This window comes from Hyalangium sp., from assembly GCF_045802625.1.
Classification (GTDB): domain Bacteria; phylum Myxococcota; class Myxococcia; order Myxococcales; family Myxococcaceae; genus Hyalangium.
Map to the genome: position 1 here is coordinate 1 of NZ_JBJMQP010000169.1, position 15,311 is coordinate 15,311.

Sequence of the window (15,311 nt, forward strand, 5' to 3'; positions counted from 1 at the left end):
CTCACCCAGCCCTGGTGCCCCTCCAGCACGTGCAACGCCTTCCCGCTGCTGGCGTCCCACACCCTCACCGTCCCATCATCCCCGCCGGACGCCACCCGCGCTCCGTCCGGCGAATACGCCACCGTCCTCACCCAGCCCTGGTGCCCCTCCAGCACGTGCAACGCCTTCCCGCTGCTGGCGTCCCACACCCTCACCGTCCCATCATCCCCGCCGGACGCCACCCGCGCTCCGTCCGGCGAATACGCCACCGTACTCACCCCTCTCTTGTGCCCCTCCAGCACGTGCAACGCCTTCCCGCTGCTGGCGTCCCACACCCTCACCGTCCCATCAGCCCCGCCGGACACGAGACGCCTGCGATCTGGAGACCAGGCCATGGTGTTCACCGGCCCGCTTCGCGTGTGGAGGACGGCCTTGGGCACTGGGGCACTGGGTTCCCAGGCTCCTCGCTGCGTGGGCTCGGTGAACAGATCGATCAGCGCCTCGCGCTTCGCTGCCTCCCAGTGCACACCGGCGACGGCCGCATCCACCAGGGAGGCTCCGAAAAGATCCGCCTCCACCAGCCTCGCTCCTCCCAGCAACGCGCCATCCAGGGTGGCGTGGGCAAGGTTGGCCCGGTCCAGCCGCGCTCCCCGCAGATCCGCCATGAGCAGCCGCGCCTCCGAGAGATCCGCCCCTGTCAGGTCCGCTCCCGGGAGTGCCACCCAGGGCAATTCCAGCCCCGAGAGCTTCGCCCCCGCCAGGTCAGCCTTCTCCGGAAGCTCCGCCTCCAATGCCAGTCCCAGCGCCTCCCCACCGCCCACGCGCTCCCGCGCCGCCAGGTAGAGCGCCAGCAGCGCGTTCTCCCGCACGCCCTCGCGGTGCTTGCCGCCGAGAGGCTGCCGGAGGAGCAGCCAGCGCAGTTGCTCGCGCCGCTCCTCCCAGTCCGGCAGCCCCGCCAGGAACGACACCACCTCCGGCGTGAGCCGCGGCAGTTCCAGCGCATCCTCCCGCGCGTCCCTCAACCGCATGGCGATGTCCACCGCCAGGAAGTACTCGAGGAAGGACTTGTGGGCGAACAGGAAGCCGCCCCTCTCTTCATCGTGCGCGAGGAAGACCGCGGTGCGCACCTCCTGCGCCGCCTCGTCCGCGTTCAGCCCCGTGTACCCGTCGCCGAGCACCTCGAGCACGAACGCCGTCACCGTCCGGTGCGCGGCCGTGTCCTCTCCCCGGCTGAACAAGGCGCGCGCCAGGCCGCGGGCAAACGCGAGCCGCTGCTCGCGGAGCACCCGGCGCTCACCTGCCTTGCGGCTGTCCAGCCAGTCCTCCACCGCCAGGGCATAGAGCCGGGCCGGGGTCATCTCCCCGCTGGTGAGCCGCTCCTGGCTCTTCAGGATCAGCTCCAGCAGGAAGGGACGCTTGGACAGGCTCGTCAGATCGTGGGTGCGCCGGATCTTCTCCAGCACGAGTGCCTTCTCCTCCGCTGAGGCCGTGCGCCGCCGCACGAAGTCGGCCACCTCGGAGGAGTTGAGCTCCTCCAGCTCGAGAATGGCCAGCCCGGCTCCCTCGCGGCGCTGGCCGATGAAGCGTGCCAGGTCCGGAAAGAGCGTCTTGCGCGAGGTCAGCACCGCCCGCGCCTCCGGGCCCGGGAAGTTCGCCAGGAGCATGTCCACGGAGCCTTCCACCTCGTCAGGCTCCAGGCGGGCCTCGTCCAGCCCGTCGAACAGGGGAACCACCAAGCCCAGCTCCACGGCCAGCCGCAGCGCGTCTGTGTCCAGCTCCGGCAAGTGCCGGGAGACGAGCTCGTGTAACTCCGCTCCGGAGCCTCCCAGAGGCAAGTGCACGGGGGCGGGGGCCCCGGCAGTGCCCTCCAGGAAGGCCCGGGCCATGAAGGCGGCGAGGCGCCGCAGGTGGGTGGACTTGCCCGTCCCAAAGTCCCCGAGCACCAGCACCTTCCCAGGAGAGGCCAACGCCTGATCGAGCGCCTCGGACACGGGGAGCACCTGTCCCGTGGGGTGGACCCGCGCCCGAGCCGCGACGAAGCCTCGCTCGGCTTCCGCACTCCAATTCGCGAAGCACCGCTGGGCGTGGGAGCGCAGCAGTGCGTCCAGCCGCTTTGCCAGCACCTCGCGCAGCCCCAGGGGCTCCAGGCCCGGCGCATGCGATGTCTCCGGAGTCCGCCGATCCGCGAGGTACACGGCGCCGCCATGGGCGCGCAGCTTCGTGGCGAGTCCGGAGAGCCATCCCGCCGAAGAGCCCAACCCTCTGGCGGGCAAGTAGAGCCCGAAGCCCCCCTGCTCCGGCAGCGCGAGGGCGGCAGCCACGCCTGAGTCCTCGGGCTTGTTCCCCTGCGCGAGCGGGCGCAGCCAGAGTCTCCAGAATGTGGGCACATCCAGTGAGCGGAGGACGCGCAAGAGGAAATTCAGCTCCCGGGAGTCCTCCAGCTCGTGCGCGCGCGAGCCATCCCCTGCTGCGTCGGGGGTATCCCTTGGGTGGCCTGATTGCTTCCGGTCCCGCCGCGAGTCTCCGAACGGGGACGTGGACACCTCATAGCCCTCCTCCCGGATGAGCCTCATCACCTCGTCAAACTCAAGCGCTGCGCTGGCGGTAGAAGTGCTCGGCGCCGCAGCCGCCGCAGGGCGCTCGAGCTCGCGCAAGAACTCCACCACGGCGGTGTGCTTGCCGTCCGGGTTCTCGTAGGCAATGAGGCGGATGCCCGCCGCTTCCATCTTCTTGCGGCGGTGCGGCTTGACGGTGTCCGCGGAGACGAGCGCAAAGTGGCGCGGAGGTTGAGCTCCCGCGAAGGCCCTCACCCGAGCCAGGTGCAGATCAAAGTCGTCATCGGCCAGGCCGTAGCCCACAAAGAGCAGGTGGTGGGCGTGGAAGAAGGCCGTGAAGGCGTCTCGCAGCGCCGGGTCCGCGAATGAGGCCCGGTCATATTCCTCGCGAGTGAAGACCCAGCTCGAGCGGTCAATCAAGGTCCCGTGCAGCTTGAGGATGAAGTGATCGCGCTGGACGATGTCTCCCGTGGCCCGAGGGAGCATGGGCCAGCGCCCGCCAAAGGCTCTCTCGAAGAGATGGTCGATGTTGGTGGTGAGCACGGCGCGCAGACGAGGGGCGAGCGCTGCAATGGCTCGAACCACCTCCGGCTCCTTGAAGAGCCGGTCATCCAGGTGGCGCTCGATGACGGTGCAGAAGTCCGGTGCGCCGAGGCAGTCCTTGAGGGCCGAGAGCGCGTCAATGAACTGGCGTGCGGCCGTCAGCTCGGCGATCTCCTGAAGCACAGCGTCCGCCACGCCTCGGGCCCGGGCCCGCTCGGACAGCAGCTCCACGAGCCGCTTCCACCCCGGGAGGCCAGCGGCGGCCGAGACCCCGGCCCCAGCGAAGATGACCAGCTTGCCGGATTCATACGCCTCCCGAAGCTCGGCGAGGGCAGGATCCGAAGTGACAGTGGAGCGCGAGGCAGAGTCCGTCATGGCGAGCAGGCCGCTCCGCGAAGCAGCGGCGGCCGCACACGATAGCCCAAGCCCTCGGCCAGCCCTCTCACTGCATTGAGCGAGGAGCACTCCGCCAGCGAGCCCAAGTCGTTCTGGCCAGCGAGGCGTGCCTCACGGCCGACGACGAGGGTCCGAACGACCGGACTCCCGTAGGGGGGTACGGCCGCAACTACTACGATGGTCCGAACGTTCGGACTGCCGTAAGGGAGCGGCAGCGAGCCCAGTTCCTACGCCAGTCTCGCTCCGTGGACGGGTGTAAAGCACCTCACCTTCAAAATTCCCTCGGAAAATCAGGGACTTGGCGGTCCACAAATATGCCTTGTCTCCGATCGTGGACTGTTCAGTCTCGTTTCGTGGACGGTACCCCCACGCAAGTGCCTGATTTTCCTGCCGCGAGACGTTGGCCTGTCTCCTGCTTTACGCCCGCCCAGCCGGTTCCCCCAAACCGGCCGGTCCGCAGCACGTTTCCGTGCGGCCCTTCAGGGGGGAAAACGTAGCCATATGTCGAAGCCGAATGCAGTACCGAATCCGTACGAGGGGCTGAGCGCAGAGCAGGCGCTGGAGACCATGCGCCAGTTGTCCAAGGACGAGACGCGCAACCACGTCCTCATGGGCCTGCTCTACAACTACCTGGTGGACAGCAAGCTGCTGGAGGGCTCGGACTACAAGAGCCCGCTGGACTTCATCTGCGACAACATCCAGGAGATCTCTCGCACGGCCTTGCTGGACTACGGCCTGGTGGCGCGCTCCTTCAAGCAGGAGGTCTGCACCCAGTACGGCCTCTCCCGCCTGCGCTTGCTGTTCAGCTACAAGGACGCCGCGAAGATCGAGGTGAACCTGGAGGAGCCGGGCGGCACCTTCATCCTGGTGCCGGACAAGCAGGGCGAGGTGCAGCCCAAGCTCTTCGCCGACTGCAGCGTGGCGGACATGCGCCAGGCCTTGCAGCACCTGCGCGAGGCCACCCCCGCCACGCCCTTCCCGCCCGAGGATCGGGCGCTGGTGGATGCGTACCGCGCGGCCGTCACCCAGCGCTTCCCTCGGGGCTCGCCGGTGCGGGTGCAGCTGCGCAAGTACAAGGGCGAGTCCATGATGGAGTTCCGCCTCATTCCCGTGGCTCAGGCGAACCTGCTGCTCGAGGCGATGATGGACATGGTGGGCAAGGTGCCGCCGGTGCCGGCGCCCCAGGTCCTGCCGAAGGCTGTACAGCGCTCGTAGTCCTCGCCGGTAGATGAACAGCGGCCCCGCGTTCCGGAAGACCAGGAGCGCGGGGCCGCGCCAGTTGGATGATAACGTCATCCCCCTGTATCCATGCGCCACTCCAGCCACATATTGCTCAGCATGAGGGGAGCGCTGCGCTCCCTGTTGCTGCTTGCCCTGAGCTGCGCGCCCCAGCCCATCCCCGGCGTCGTGAGGCCCGCGCCGGGTGCCCCACCCCTGCAGAGCCTTCCAGGCCCGATGGCCGGCTTCGGCCCTTTCGACTCCTTCTCGGACGCGCTGATCGCCGCATGCCCACTGATTCTCTCCAAGCCCCACGCCACGGTCAGCCACATCCAGGATCGTGACATGGCCCTGCGCGTCGCCAGCGAGTACTGCGCCTGAGCGTACTACACGCCGGATGACAAGTATGAGCTGAGCATGCTCACGGATCAGTCGGACCCGGGCGACATCGTGAAGGGGAGGAGAACCTGCAGGCTCCCCGGCTCCGTGAGCGATCCGCGCTACCCACCTGGAAGCCTCAAATACATCTTCGCCCTCCACAATCATCCGTTCGGCAGTCCGCTGAGCCTTCAGGATATGCGCCAGATCATCGCGCTCGCCAACGAGCATGAGTGGGTCGTGGACACCCGGGAGGGAAAGATTCCCATCGCCATCATCGCCTTCTACTCGAAGTCCGCCGACCCTTCGCACCCGACGTGCGACGGCTTCTATCAATACACCCCGGAGACGCGGGAGTTGTCGCAATGGATTCAGACCGAGGGGACATGGCGTCCTCGAAAGATCGGCACCGTCACCTGGATCGACGAGACACACTACCGCCTGGATGCGGAGTGAACTCTCCTCACGGAGCATGCGCCCATGCGGATCAATCCCCTGTGTCTCTTGATCGCGTCCAGTCTCTTGAGTTGTGTGCGGAGCCCCTCTCCGGCCCCCGTGCCCGTAGGGAACGACACGTCCATCCGCTTCTCACGCCTCCTCGAGGGCCCTTCCATCACGGTGGGCCAGGGCGACGCACTGGAACTGGATGGAGTCCTGCTGCGAGCCCTCATGATCGCCGCGAATGACTACCTGCCGCCAGAAGGCAAGAACCGGCCTTGCGAGTACAGGCAAGAAGCGCAGCGTTACCGCCTTCTTCGCGAAGGCGACATCATTCTTGTCTACATCTACGAAGACAACGCGTACTGCGGCTACCCTTATCCCGCGATGGATTCCGAGGCGAAATACGCCATCAGCACCGATGGCCGCATTCTCCGGCGCATCCTTGGCGGTGAACCCGAGGACTCCGCCGAGCCGCTGGGCCTCGACGCTGGCGTCTGGGGGCCTCCCGCCAGGCCCGGCATCTCCCCTGAGTTTGATGCCCGCTGGAACCGGCCTGATGCCGGCCTTGGAGATACCGATGGGGGCACTCCGGGAGGACCGTAAGTTCAGAGGTTCCCAGGGAAGCCGCTCACCGCTTCGCGTGCTTGATCGTCTCCTGGATCAGATCCACATAGCGGCGGTTCTTCGGGTTCAGCTTGAAGGCCCGGCGGTACGCGTCCTCGGCCTGGGCCCACTGGCTCTCCCCACGGCTCACCTCGCCGTAGAAGAACCAGCCCTCTTCCAGCGCCGGCTCCTGGCGCAGCACCTCGCTCAGCTCCTGCAGCGCCAGCTTGCCGTGCGCCTCCGGCTTCAGGAGGTAGCGCGCCCACGCCCGGTAGGCCAGGTGCAGCGGCCGCGGCTCGATGTCGCACGCGTACTCGAAATACTCGAAGGCTCCCGCGAAGTTGCGCCCCTCCAGCCGCTGCTTGCCCTGCTCGAACTGGGTGCGCCCGTCCAGCAGCTCCGTTTTGATCCGGAACTGCTCCTGCGTCGAGGGCCGCCCCGTCGCCCCGCGCTCCTTCTCCCGCGCCGCCGCCCTCCGCTTGCGCCACAGCGCCGCCAGGTCCGGCTCCAGCAGCACTCCGAACGCCCGCGCGTACGCCGCCAGCAGCACCTCCGCCTTCTCCTTCAGGTCCGGCGTGTTGAAGCGCAGCGGGCTGAACTTGTCCGCCAACCCCAGGAAGGCCTTGCGCAGCGCCAGGGCCTGCGCGTCCTCCGGCACCGCCAGCAGCGCGAATGGATCCTGGCTCCGGTGCGACATGAAGGCGCTCATCAGCGCGTTGCGCGCGGCCTCGTCCTCGTCCGAGAACGGCGTCCCCGTGGGCCCCGCCGGAGCCGCGGGCTCGGGCTCCATCACTGCCACGGCCGGCTGCGCCGGAGCCGCCGCCACCCGCTCGTTCACCGCGTCCGCGAAGTCCGCCACGCCCACGATGCACAGCGCATACAGCCGGCGCAGCGCCGACTCCGTGTCATAGCCTGTGCGCTGCAGCAGCTCCGAGAAGGTGGGCCGGGTCCGCAGCGCCTGGAACAGCCGCGCGTCCTTCGCCGACAGCTTCGGCCCCTCCACCCCCGGCACCTGCGCGAAGCGCCGGTCATCCGTGAAGGTGAAGTGCGTGGCCACCGCGTCGAACGGCATCATGTTCGCCACGCCCGTGAGGATGAGCTGCGCCGTGTTCGTCCGCACGCTCGTGCTCGGCGCCTCCACGTCCGCGATCAGCTTGTAGCGCGCCTCCGTCCACCGGAAGCAGTCCAGCAGGCTCAACCCCAGGTTCGCCTGCAGCTGCTTGTACAAGTCGAACGGGCTGATCAACCCCTTCTGCACCAGCAGCGCGCCGATCTCCTGCCCCGTCTGGATGCTCTCCGAGAGCGTCTTCTGGTAGTCCGCCTCGCTCAGCTTCCCCTTCTCCACCAGGAACTTGCCCAGCGTCTCGTGCAGCAGGTTCGAGACGCACCCCACCGGCGCGCCCTCCTCGAAGGTGATGCGCTTCTCCCGCTGGCGCGCCTTCAGCTCCAGCGTGCACGTGCGCTCCTCCATGGCCAGCGCGTGCAGCAGCAGGGGCAGCGGCGTCTCCGCGAGCGTCCCCTCTCGCTGGCGGAGCACATGGGCTGGGGCGGGGAACATCAGTGACCTCGGAAAGGTGTCGAATTGAACCCCGGATTGGCTGGAAAAGACAGGGGGAGTTCCTCCTACTCTCCGTCCTCGTCCGTTCCCGCGGCATAGGGGTTGGCGGAGGGAGCCATGGGCGGCCGGATACGGCTCAGCGCCTGGTAGCCCAGCGCCAGCACCGCCACGGCAATGGCCGCGTACAGGAGGGGACGGCTCGGGCGAGCACGCCAGGCCCACATCCGCTCCCGGCGGCGCTGGAAGCCCGGCGCGGCCACGTACTCCTTCCAGGCGTCATCGCGCATCAGCGCCGCGTCCGCGTCCCGTCCCACCTTGTTCAGCGCCTTCGCCAGCAGCACCCGGCCCTCGACGGTGCCGTGCCGGCTCTCCACGAAGCGCTCCAGCGGCTCGAGCGCGCCCTTCGCGTCCCCGCGCGCCAGCCGCAGCCGCCCGCGCTCCAGCTCGATGGCGCCCATGCGGTAGTCGGGGCTCAGCTTCTCCGCCTCGTTCAGCAGCAGCTCGCCCTTGGCCGACTCTCCGGCGCCGAGGTACGCCACCCCGAGCAGGAAGAGCGTGTCCGTGTCCTCGTCCCCCGCCTCCAGGTTGGGCTTGAGCAGCTCCACGGCCGCCGCGTACCGGCCCAGCCCCACGCGCAGCTCCGCCAGCTCGAAGCGCGCCCGGCGATCATGCGTGTTGGCCAGCAGCATCCGCTCGAGCTGCCCCGCGCGCCGCCAGCGGTTCAGGAAGCGCAGCGGCCTGGGCAGGACCTGGAGCGTGTACCGGTCCATCGCCCACACCGCCACCACCACCAGCGCCAGTGACAGCAGCGGCCTCCCGGTGACAAGCGAGAGGATCATCCACAACATCCAAGTGCTCATGTTCGCGGTCCCCGGCCGAGCAGGCGCATGACGAAAGCGGGGCCTCCCTTACCATGTCCGCCCGGGAGCTGGCCTCCCAAAGCCTCAGGCCTGCCCCGTCTCAGGGCAAGGAGCCGAGCACCACCACCGAGGGCACCCGCCCGGGCTCGGCCAGACGCAGCAGCTCGTAGCCGATGCCCGCCAAGCCCACCATGAACCCGGGCGTCTCCACTCCCAGCGGCGCACCGGAGAGCCAGCCGTGCCGCTCGATGCTGTCGAGCACGATGCCAGTCCAGCGCTCCAGCTCGGCGTCTGGCCCGCTCTGCCCCTGCGCCTCGCGGGCCGCCAGGAGCAGCTCCAGGCTCCCCAGGTCCCCGTGGCACAGCGAGTGGTCCCGGCCCAGGCCCACGGCCCGTGTGTCCGCCAGCGCCACGGCGATCTCCTGCCGCACCTGCGCATCATCCTTGTGCCGCAGCGAGGCCAGCCGCGCCAGCCCGATGCCCGTGGAGCCATGGCACCAGGAGGACTTGTACTGCGGAGTCTCCTTGCTGCCGCGCAAGTCCGGCCAGTTCCCCTTCTCCGCGGAGAAGAGCGAGCGCTCGTAGCTCAGCGCCTCGTGGGCCGCCTCGTGGAACCGCGCCTCGCCCGTGAGCGCGCCCACCTCCAGCAGCGCGCAGGCAATGCCCGCCGCGCCGTGGGAGAAGCCCGTGAGCGCGGCGTTGGGCTCTATCCGGGAGACCCACCCCAGGCCGTGCTCCTGCTTCTTGGCATGGGCCAGCAGCTGCTCACCACAGCGGCGCGCCGCCGCCACCGCCCGCCCCGAGGGCACGCCGCGGTGCAACGCCGCCAGCGCGAGGATGGCTCCCGCCGAGCCCCCCAGCACGTCGAAGGAGTCATCCTGGGGAATCAACGCCTCCAGCAAGGGAATGCAGGTCTCCGCCCGGTCGAGCAGGTCCGGCCGCTTCCAGAGCTTGCCCAGCTGGGTATAGACGTAGCTCGTCCCGCCCCACCCGAGAAAGCCGCCCACCGCGGCCAGCTGGCTGCGCGGATCCTCGTGCTTCTGTCCCATGGTCCGCACGGCGCCCTGGGCCAGCTCGGTGTAACGCGCCTGGCCCGTCAGCTCACCCAGCCAGGCCAGGAAGAGCGCCACCCCCGGCAGCCCGCCGTACAGGTCCAACCCCAGCGGCATCAGCCGCCAGCGGCGATCCCACCCGAGCGAGACACCAAACCAGGAGCACGCCTGCCCATCGCGCACCGCCAGCGCCTCCAGCCGGTCTCCCACGGCGCGCGCGGCCTCCAGCAGGCGCTCGCGCGTGGCGGGCCGCCGAGGCTCCTCGGGCGTGTACCCGGCCAGCCGGAGCGGCTCGGCGTTCATGGCCAGCGTGGTGAAGGAGGCGCGGATGAGCCACGTCTGCCTCTCCAGATCCGCCTGGCTCAGCCGCGCCACCCGCTTGAGCATCCGCTGCAGGCCCGTCTCCGGGAAGACGTTGGCGATCTCCTCGCCCGGCTCGCCCCAGACGCTCGTGCTGTTGGGGTACGTGGAGAACAGGGGCACGTCTCCGCGCTCGATGGCCTGGCGCTCCGCGTGGCTCACCTGCGTCACGTACGGCAGCCGGTCCTGGTACAGCCACAGCCGCTCGAGGAAGCGATCCCGATCCAGCGCGTTGCGCAGCAGATCCGGGTGATTGCACTCGATGAGCATGGCCTTGTAGATGAACGTGGGCCGCAGCAGCACGCGCACCTCGGCGTCCACCAGGCCGCGCAGCGGGCCGTGCTCGCCGAGCAGCTCCTCGCGCTTCCCCAAGAGGAGCGTGTACAGCTCGGAGAAGCCCTCCACGACGGCCTCGTGGTACTGGAGCAGCTCCACGTCGGCGCCGTTGAGGGTGGGCAGGTTGAGCCCGCGGCGGAAGCGGCCGGGCCGGCGGGTGAAGAAGACCTGATCGGTGCCGGCACCCTCCATCGCCGGGGCCTGCCGGCGCCCGGAGTTGCCCTCGGGGTTGCCCAGGCCGCTGATGTCCACGCCCGCGAAGCGCTGATCCTCCCACGCCCGCTGCGGGAGCATGCCGATGCGCAGCACCGAGTCGAACAGCTCCGCCTCGCGCTGGCCCTTCAGCACCGGATCCGCCACGCGCAGCGTCGGGTGCAGCAGCGACTCCAGATCCACCAGCACCGGGTGCTCCCCGGCGGCGATGATGTTCTCGAAGTGGAAGTCGGCGCCCTCCAGCACGTACAGCAGGGCCAGGTAGCCGCCCTGACGCCGGTAGAAGCGGCGCACCTGATCTTCCGAGGTGCAGGTGGCGGCCTCCACGAACTCCACCCAGCCATAGCCCGGGCGATCCACGCGCCGGGTGAGCTGGAACGGCGTCTTCGGACCGTGCGCGTTCACCCACTCGAGCAGCGCCTGGAAGTGCACGTCCGTGGCGAGCGATCTCGGCTTGTAGACGAGCTTGAAGCCCGAGGAGAACCGGACGCTCATCACCGAGTGTCCTCGCCGGTGCACATCTCCCATGCTGGCCCGCGCCGCCGCCAGCTTGCCCGGCTCCTGCCCGGGGCTGAGCACGCGGCGGATGTCCTCCCAGTCCGCGCACAGCCGCCGTAGGAACTCCAGGCTGTTGTCCACCCACAGGCCCACCTTCGTCACCAGCTGACGCGCCAGCAACGGGTACTCCAGGTGGAGCGCCTCGAGCGCCTCGCGCGACTCCAGGCGCTGCACGAAGCTCTGGAAGCGCTCCTGGGGTGTCTCTCCCTGCAGCTTCTCCTCGAGCCGGGCCACGTGGAGCTCCAGCGCCAGGGTCCGGGTGATCATCGCCAAGACTTCCGAGGGCAGCGACGCGAAGAGCAGCGCCCCGGCCGTCTCGGGCTCGAAGGGCACGGCCCCGGCGGTGGAGGCCAGCTCGGTCATGCCTACCTGCAGGCGCTCCAGCCCCTGGCGAAGGAAGGGCTCGGCGGCGATCAACAGCCGCGCGTTCGGATCGCGCTGCACCTCCGGGGGATAGGGCAAGGCCGGGCCCGACAGCGGCCGGGACAGCGCCTCCTCCACCTCCAGCATCCAGCGAGGGGGCACCGGCACGCGCGCCCGGAGCGCCTCGACGGGCTCGCCCAGCAGCCGCAGCAGCTCGTCCTGGGTGATGCCCAAGGAGCTCAGGCGCAGGGTGAACAGCCGCTCGTCCGACAGCGGCGGTTTCTCCCGCCAACGCTTGAGCCGGCGCTGAGCGCGCTCCATGTCCACCGGACCGCTCGAGTCCGGGTGGGCCCGCAGCGAGGCAATCCGCTCGGCGAGGGTGAGGGCCTGGTACCAGGCGAGACGGGGCTGCGACTGAGACATGGTGAGACCTCTGCTCGGCTGGCGAGCGCGAACCGCGGGGCCGCGGCTGGCAGCGGTTGCGTCAAGCGGAGCGCGCGCTGGAAGACGGGCGCACCCACATGTGTCGGAACGCCAGGTAGGCCTTCACCTGGAGGGGCTGGCCCGGTTGGTGGACGAGCTTCAAGTGATTCACCCGGCGCTGGAAGCCGCTGAGCAGCCCTGGGGTGCGCTGGCTGGCGCGGACCAGGTTCTCGGGCCACAGCTCCGCCTGGGTCCGCTGGGTGGACAGGCCAATCCACGCCAGCACCCCATCACGCTTGCGTGGCGTGCACAGGTGCCGAGCCACCAGGTGATCCAGCCACCGGCGCCAGCGATCCGGGTGCGTGTCTCGATCCAGGATGCACTCCAGGCCAATCTTGGGCAGCACCCCTTCTCCCACGTCGATGTCCAGCGTGAATTCATCCACGAAGGGCCGTGCGTCCTCGATGACGGCTTGCAATTCCTCGGGGCGTCCGCCCCAACCCGCGCGTGCCAGGAACTCGCCCATGCCATGGGGCGAGAGGCCGCGGATACACAGGCGCAGCTCGTCCGACTGCCGGGAGAACATCATCCCCAACTGCTCGATTCGCGGGGGCTTGGGCAGCAGCTCCACGCAGCGCAACAGCCCCGGAGGCAAGCGCCCATGCCCCGGCGTGCGCAGCAGGGCCAGCGAGCGCTCCACCGTGCCGAGCAGCTCCCCGGACTCGGTGTTGGCTCCGAAGAAGACGCCGGGGATGGGGACACCCGCGCCCAGCTCCTTCAAGTCGAACTCCAGCCACATGTCCCGCACCTGGGAGTGCAAGGCGGAGCCCGGGCTCTCCCAGCTCTGGCAGAAGTCCCGCACCCGCTGCCAGACCTCGCTCCCCAGAAACTCCTCGTCCAGGGGCGCATCCGGGTGGCGGCCCGCGAAGGCCGTGCGGGTGCCGTCCGTGGGCAGCAGGTTCACCAGGAAGTCCGCCACCGGCGCCTCCTCCCCCAGGCGGACCTCGAAGCCGCTGCTCGAGCAGGCCGGCAGCCTCCGTGAGAGGGCGAGGATGGGCTCCAGGGCCTGGGGCGAGAAGAGCTCCGGCGGCGTGAACGGCACGGCGAGTCGCAGGTACTGCTCCATCGAAAGGCGCATCGTCTCTCCGTGTCCTGGCCGTGCCTAGCCGATGAGGCGCTGGGGTGCCTGGAAGCCCGGTCCCTCCTGCGTGGGCATCCCCTCCATCTGCTTGCGGATGAGCTCCATGTAGTGGCCGCCCCGGGCCACCAGCTCCTCGTGCGTCCCGCTCTCCACCAGCTTGCCTTGATCCAGCACCAGGATGAGGTCCGCGTTGCGCACGGTGCTCAGCCGGTGGGCGATGAGGATCCGCGTGCAGGACAGCCCGTTCAGGTTCTGGTCCAGCTGGCTCTCGGTGAGCACGTCCAGCTGGCTGGTGGCCTCGTCCAGCAGGAGGATGACAGGCTTGCGCACCAGCGCCCGCGCCACGGCGATGCGCTGCCGCTGCCCGCCCGACAGCCCCGAGCCGCCCGAGCCGGAGATGACCGTCTCGTAGCCCATCGGCATCCGCTCGATGTCGTCGTGGACGACGGCCAGCCGGGCCGCCTCGGCTACCTCATCCAGCGGCACGGCCGGATCGCTGAAGGTGATGTTCTCCCGCAGCGAGCCGCTGAAGAGGAAGGGCTCCTGCATCACCGCGCCGAACTGGCTGCGCAGCGTGACGTGATCCAGCTGCTGCAGGGGGAGCCCGTCATAGAGGATCTCCCCCGAGGTCGGCTCGTGCAGGCCCAGCAGGAGCATGGCCAGCGTCGTCTTGCCCGAGCCGCTGCGGCCCACCAGCGCCACCTTCTGCCCCGGCTGGATGGCCAGCGAGATGCCATCCAGCACCAGGGGGGCGTCCGCGTCGTACCGGAAGCTGACGTCGCGCAGCTCCACGCGCCCGGTGAGCGTGGGCGCCGCCTGCACCTTCTGGAGATCCTGCTCGGGGTCCGCCTGGACGATGTCCATCAGCCGGGTGAGGTGCGCGCCCACCATCTGGATCTGCTGGCCGGTGGTGGCCAGCGAGGCCAACGGCTGGAGGCACGCGGTGGCCAGCGCGTTGAGCGCCAGCATGGTGCCCAGCGTCATCTCCCCGTTGAGCACCTGCCGCGCGCCAATCCACAGCAGCAGCAGCGGCGCCAGCGTGCGCAGCGTCAGCAGCGACGAGTCCAGCACCGCGGACAGGTGGTTCTTGCGCACCGTCACGTTCAGGTGCCGCATCAGCAGGTTGGACCAGTGGTCCAGCACCCGGTGCTCGGCGCCCGAGGCCTTGAGCGTGGCCACGCCGATGAGCGCCTCGGTCAGGTAGTTCTGCGACTCGGCCTGCGCCAGCAGGCTCTCCTGGGTGAGGCCGTGCACGCGCCGGTTGGTGGACAGCAGCACCACCACCTGCAGCGCGCCAATGGCCACCGCCAGCACGCCGAACAGCGGCGCCTGCACCATCAGGATGGCGAAGTAGATGAGCACCAGCAGCGCGTCCAGAATCACCGACAGCGTACGGCTGGTGAGCGCCTCGCGGATGGCCACGTTGCTGCCCAGCCGGGTGAGCAGATCTCCCGTGGAGCGCTGCTGGAAGAAGCGCAGCGGCAGCGTGAGCAGGTGCCCGAACAGCCCCAGCATCATCCGCGAGTCCAACCGCGCATACAGGTAGATCATCACCGCCGAGCGCAGGTAGCTCGTCACGCCCTGGGCCGCCACCAGCACGGCCAGCCCCAGGCCCAGCACCGTCATCAGATCAACCACGCGGAACGGCAGGATGCGGTCGACGATCACCTGGGTGAGCAGCGGCAGGGACAGGCCCACGCCCTGCATCACCAGCGAGGTGAGGAAGATCTGCCCCAGCAGGCCGCCGAACCCGGGCGTGCTCAGCATGTACGCCAGCGCGGTGCGCCAGGCCGGCACCCCCACGCTCTTGCGGCGCTGGAAGTCGATGCTGGGCTCGAACGACATCGCCAGGCCGGTGAAGCCCTCGTCGAACTCGGCCATCGTCAGGCGGCGCCGGCCGAGCCCGGGATCCACCACGTCCACGAACTTCGGGCCCCACCGCTCCACGACGATGAAGTGGTTGAAGTTCCAGAAGACGATGGCCGGCAGGGGGATGCGGTGGAAGTTGGAGAGCGTGACGGAGTAGCGCTTGGCGATGAGGCCGTGGGTGCGCGCCGCTCGGGCGATGGTGAGCGCGCTGGCTCCATCCCGGCCCACGTCGAAGCACTCGCGGCAGTCGCTCGCGCTCGTCTTGCGGCCGTAATACGACAGGACCATCGCCAGGCACGCGCCGCTGCACTCGCGGGTGCTGAGCTGGAGGATGACCGGCACGCGCCGGCGGCGGAACCAGAGGACGAGGGGCCAGATCATCCTCATGAAGCGCTGGAAGAGCCCACCCGGCGGTGTGCTGGCGGCGGGGGAAGTCTGAGCGGGCTCCGCGGGGGTGCTCATGGGC

The 15,311-nt window shown here is 69.3% G+C and carries 10 protein-coding genes; 4 read left to right on the forward strand and 6 right to left on the reverse strand.

Features of this window, described 5'->3' with window-relative positions:
- Nucleotides 1-3,452 (reverse strand): SIR2 family protein (locus ACJ8AT_RS29945; protein WP_407741345.1); only part of this gene is annotated, 3,452 nt, incomplete at its 3' end.
- 522 nt (nucleotides 3,453-3,974) lie between these two features.
- Here ACJ8AT_RS29945 and ACJ8AT_RS29950 point away from each other — a divergent pair.
- From ACJ8AT_RS29950 to ACJ8AT_RS29965, 4 genes are all read left to right on the forward strand, one after another.
- A complete protein-coding gene (locus ACJ8AT_RS29950; RefSeq protein ID WP_407741346.1) occupies nucleotides 3,975-4,688 on the forward strand; it encodes a hypothetical protein in 714 nt (237 codons plus the stop codon).
- A 123-nt stretch (nucleotides 4,689-4,811) separates the two neighbouring features.
- Complete coding sequence (locus tag ACJ8AT_RS29955; RefSeq protein ID WP_407741347.1) at nucleotides 4,812-5,072, forward strand: hypothetical protein; 261 nt, start codon at nucleotides 4,812-4,814, stop codon at nucleotides 5,070-5,072.
- A gap of 195 nt (nucleotides 5,073-5,267) precedes the next feature.
- Nucleotides 5,268-5,525: a hypothetical protein gene (locus ACJ8AT_RS29960; protein WP_407741348.1), complete on the forward strand. Its 258-nt coding sequence runs from the start codon at nucleotides 5,268-5,270 to the stop codon at nucleotides 5,523-5,525.
- 213 nt (nucleotides 5,526-5,738) lie between these two features.
- Entirely contained in the window at nucleotides 5,739-6,113 is a 375-nt protein-coding gene (locus tag ACJ8AT_RS29965) for a hypothetical protein (protein ID WP_407741349.1), read from the forward strand.
- Nucleotides 6,114-6,138: 25 nt separating this feature from the next.
- Here ACJ8AT_RS29965 and ACJ8AT_RS29970 read toward each other — a convergent pair whose 3' ends face one another.
- The 5 genes from ACJ8AT_RS29970 to ACJ8AT_RS29990 form a co-directional block, all read right to left on the reverse strand.
- Nucleotides 6,139-7,671: a tetratricopeptide repeat protein gene (locus ACJ8AT_RS29970; RefSeq protein ID WP_407741350.1), complete on the reverse strand. Its 1,533-nt coding sequence runs from the start codon at nucleotides 7,669-7,671 to the stop codon at nucleotides 6,139-6,141.
- A 65-nt stretch (nucleotides 7,672-7,736) separates the two neighbouring features.
- Nucleotides 7,737-8,531 (reverse strand): hypothetical protein, encoded by a 795-nt coding sequence (locus ACJ8AT_RS29975; RefSeq protein WP_407741351.1) that lies wholly within the window; start codon nucleotides 8,529-8,531, stop codon nucleotides 7,737-7,739.
- 100 nt (nucleotides 8,532-8,631) lie between these two features.
- Nucleotides 8,632-11,835, reverse strand: coding sequence for a type 2 lanthipeptide synthetase LanM family protein (locus ACJ8AT_RS29980; protein ID WP_407741352.1), 3,204 nt, complete (start codon nucleotides 11,833-11,835; stop codon nucleotides 8,632-8,634).
- 61 nt (nucleotides 11,836-11,896) lie between these two features.
- Nucleotides 11,897-12,973: a hypothetical protein gene (locus tag ACJ8AT_RS29985; protein ID WP_407741353.1), complete on the reverse strand. Its 1,077-nt coding sequence runs from the start codon at nucleotides 12,971-12,973 to the stop codon at nucleotides 11,897-11,899.
- A 24-nt stretch (nucleotides 12,974-12,997) separates the two neighbouring features.
- On the reverse strand, nucleotides 12,998-15,307 hold the full coding sequence (locus tag ACJ8AT_RS29990) for a peptidase domain-containing ABC transporter (RefSeq protein ID WP_407741354.1): 2,310 nt from the start codon (nucleotides 15,305-15,307) through the stop codon (nucleotides 12,998-13,000).
- Nucleotides 15,308-15,311 lie beyond the last annotated feature (4 nt).

Excerpts from the sequence above, each read along its gene's own strand:
- ACJ8AT_RS29950 (WP_407741346.1), top strand. The coding sequence starts at position 3,975 with ATGTCGAAGCCGAATGCAGTACCGAATCCGTACGAGGGGCTGAGCGCA.
- ACJ8AT_RS29955 (WP_407741347.1), top strand. The coding sequence starts at position 4,812 with ATGAGGGGAGCGCTGCGCTCCCTGTTGCTGCTTGCCCTGAGCTGCGCG.
- ACJ8AT_RS29960 (WP_407741348.1), top strand. The coding sequence starts at position 5,268 with ATGCGCCAGATCATCGCGCTCGCCAACGAGCATGAGTGGGTCGTGGAC.
- ACJ8AT_RS29965 (WP_407741349.1), top strand. The coding sequence starts at position 5,739 with ATGATCGCCGCGAATGACTACCTGCCGCCAGAAGGCAAGAACCGGCCT.
- ACJ8AT_RS29970 (WP_407741350.1), bottom strand. The coding sequence starts at position 7,671 with ATGTTCCCCGCCCCAGCCCATGTGCTCCGCCAGCGAGAGGGGACGCTC.
- ACJ8AT_RS29975 (WP_407741351.1), bottom strand. The coding sequence starts at position 8,531 with ATGAGCACTTGGATGTTGTGGATGATCCTCTCGCTTGTCACCGGGAGG.
- ACJ8AT_RS29980 (WP_407741352.1), bottom strand. The coding sequence starts at position 11,835 with ATGTCTCAGTCGCAGCCCCGTCTCGCCTGGTACCAGGCCCTCACCCTC.
- ACJ8AT_RS29985 (WP_407741353.1), bottom strand. The coding sequence starts at position 12,973 with ATGCGCCTTTCGATGGAGCAGTACCTGCGACTCGCCGTGCCGTTCACG.
- ACJ8AT_RS29990 (WP_407741354.1), bottom strand. The coding sequence starts at position 15,307 with ATGAGCACCCCCGCGGAGCCCGCTCAGACTTCCCCCGCCGCCAGCACA.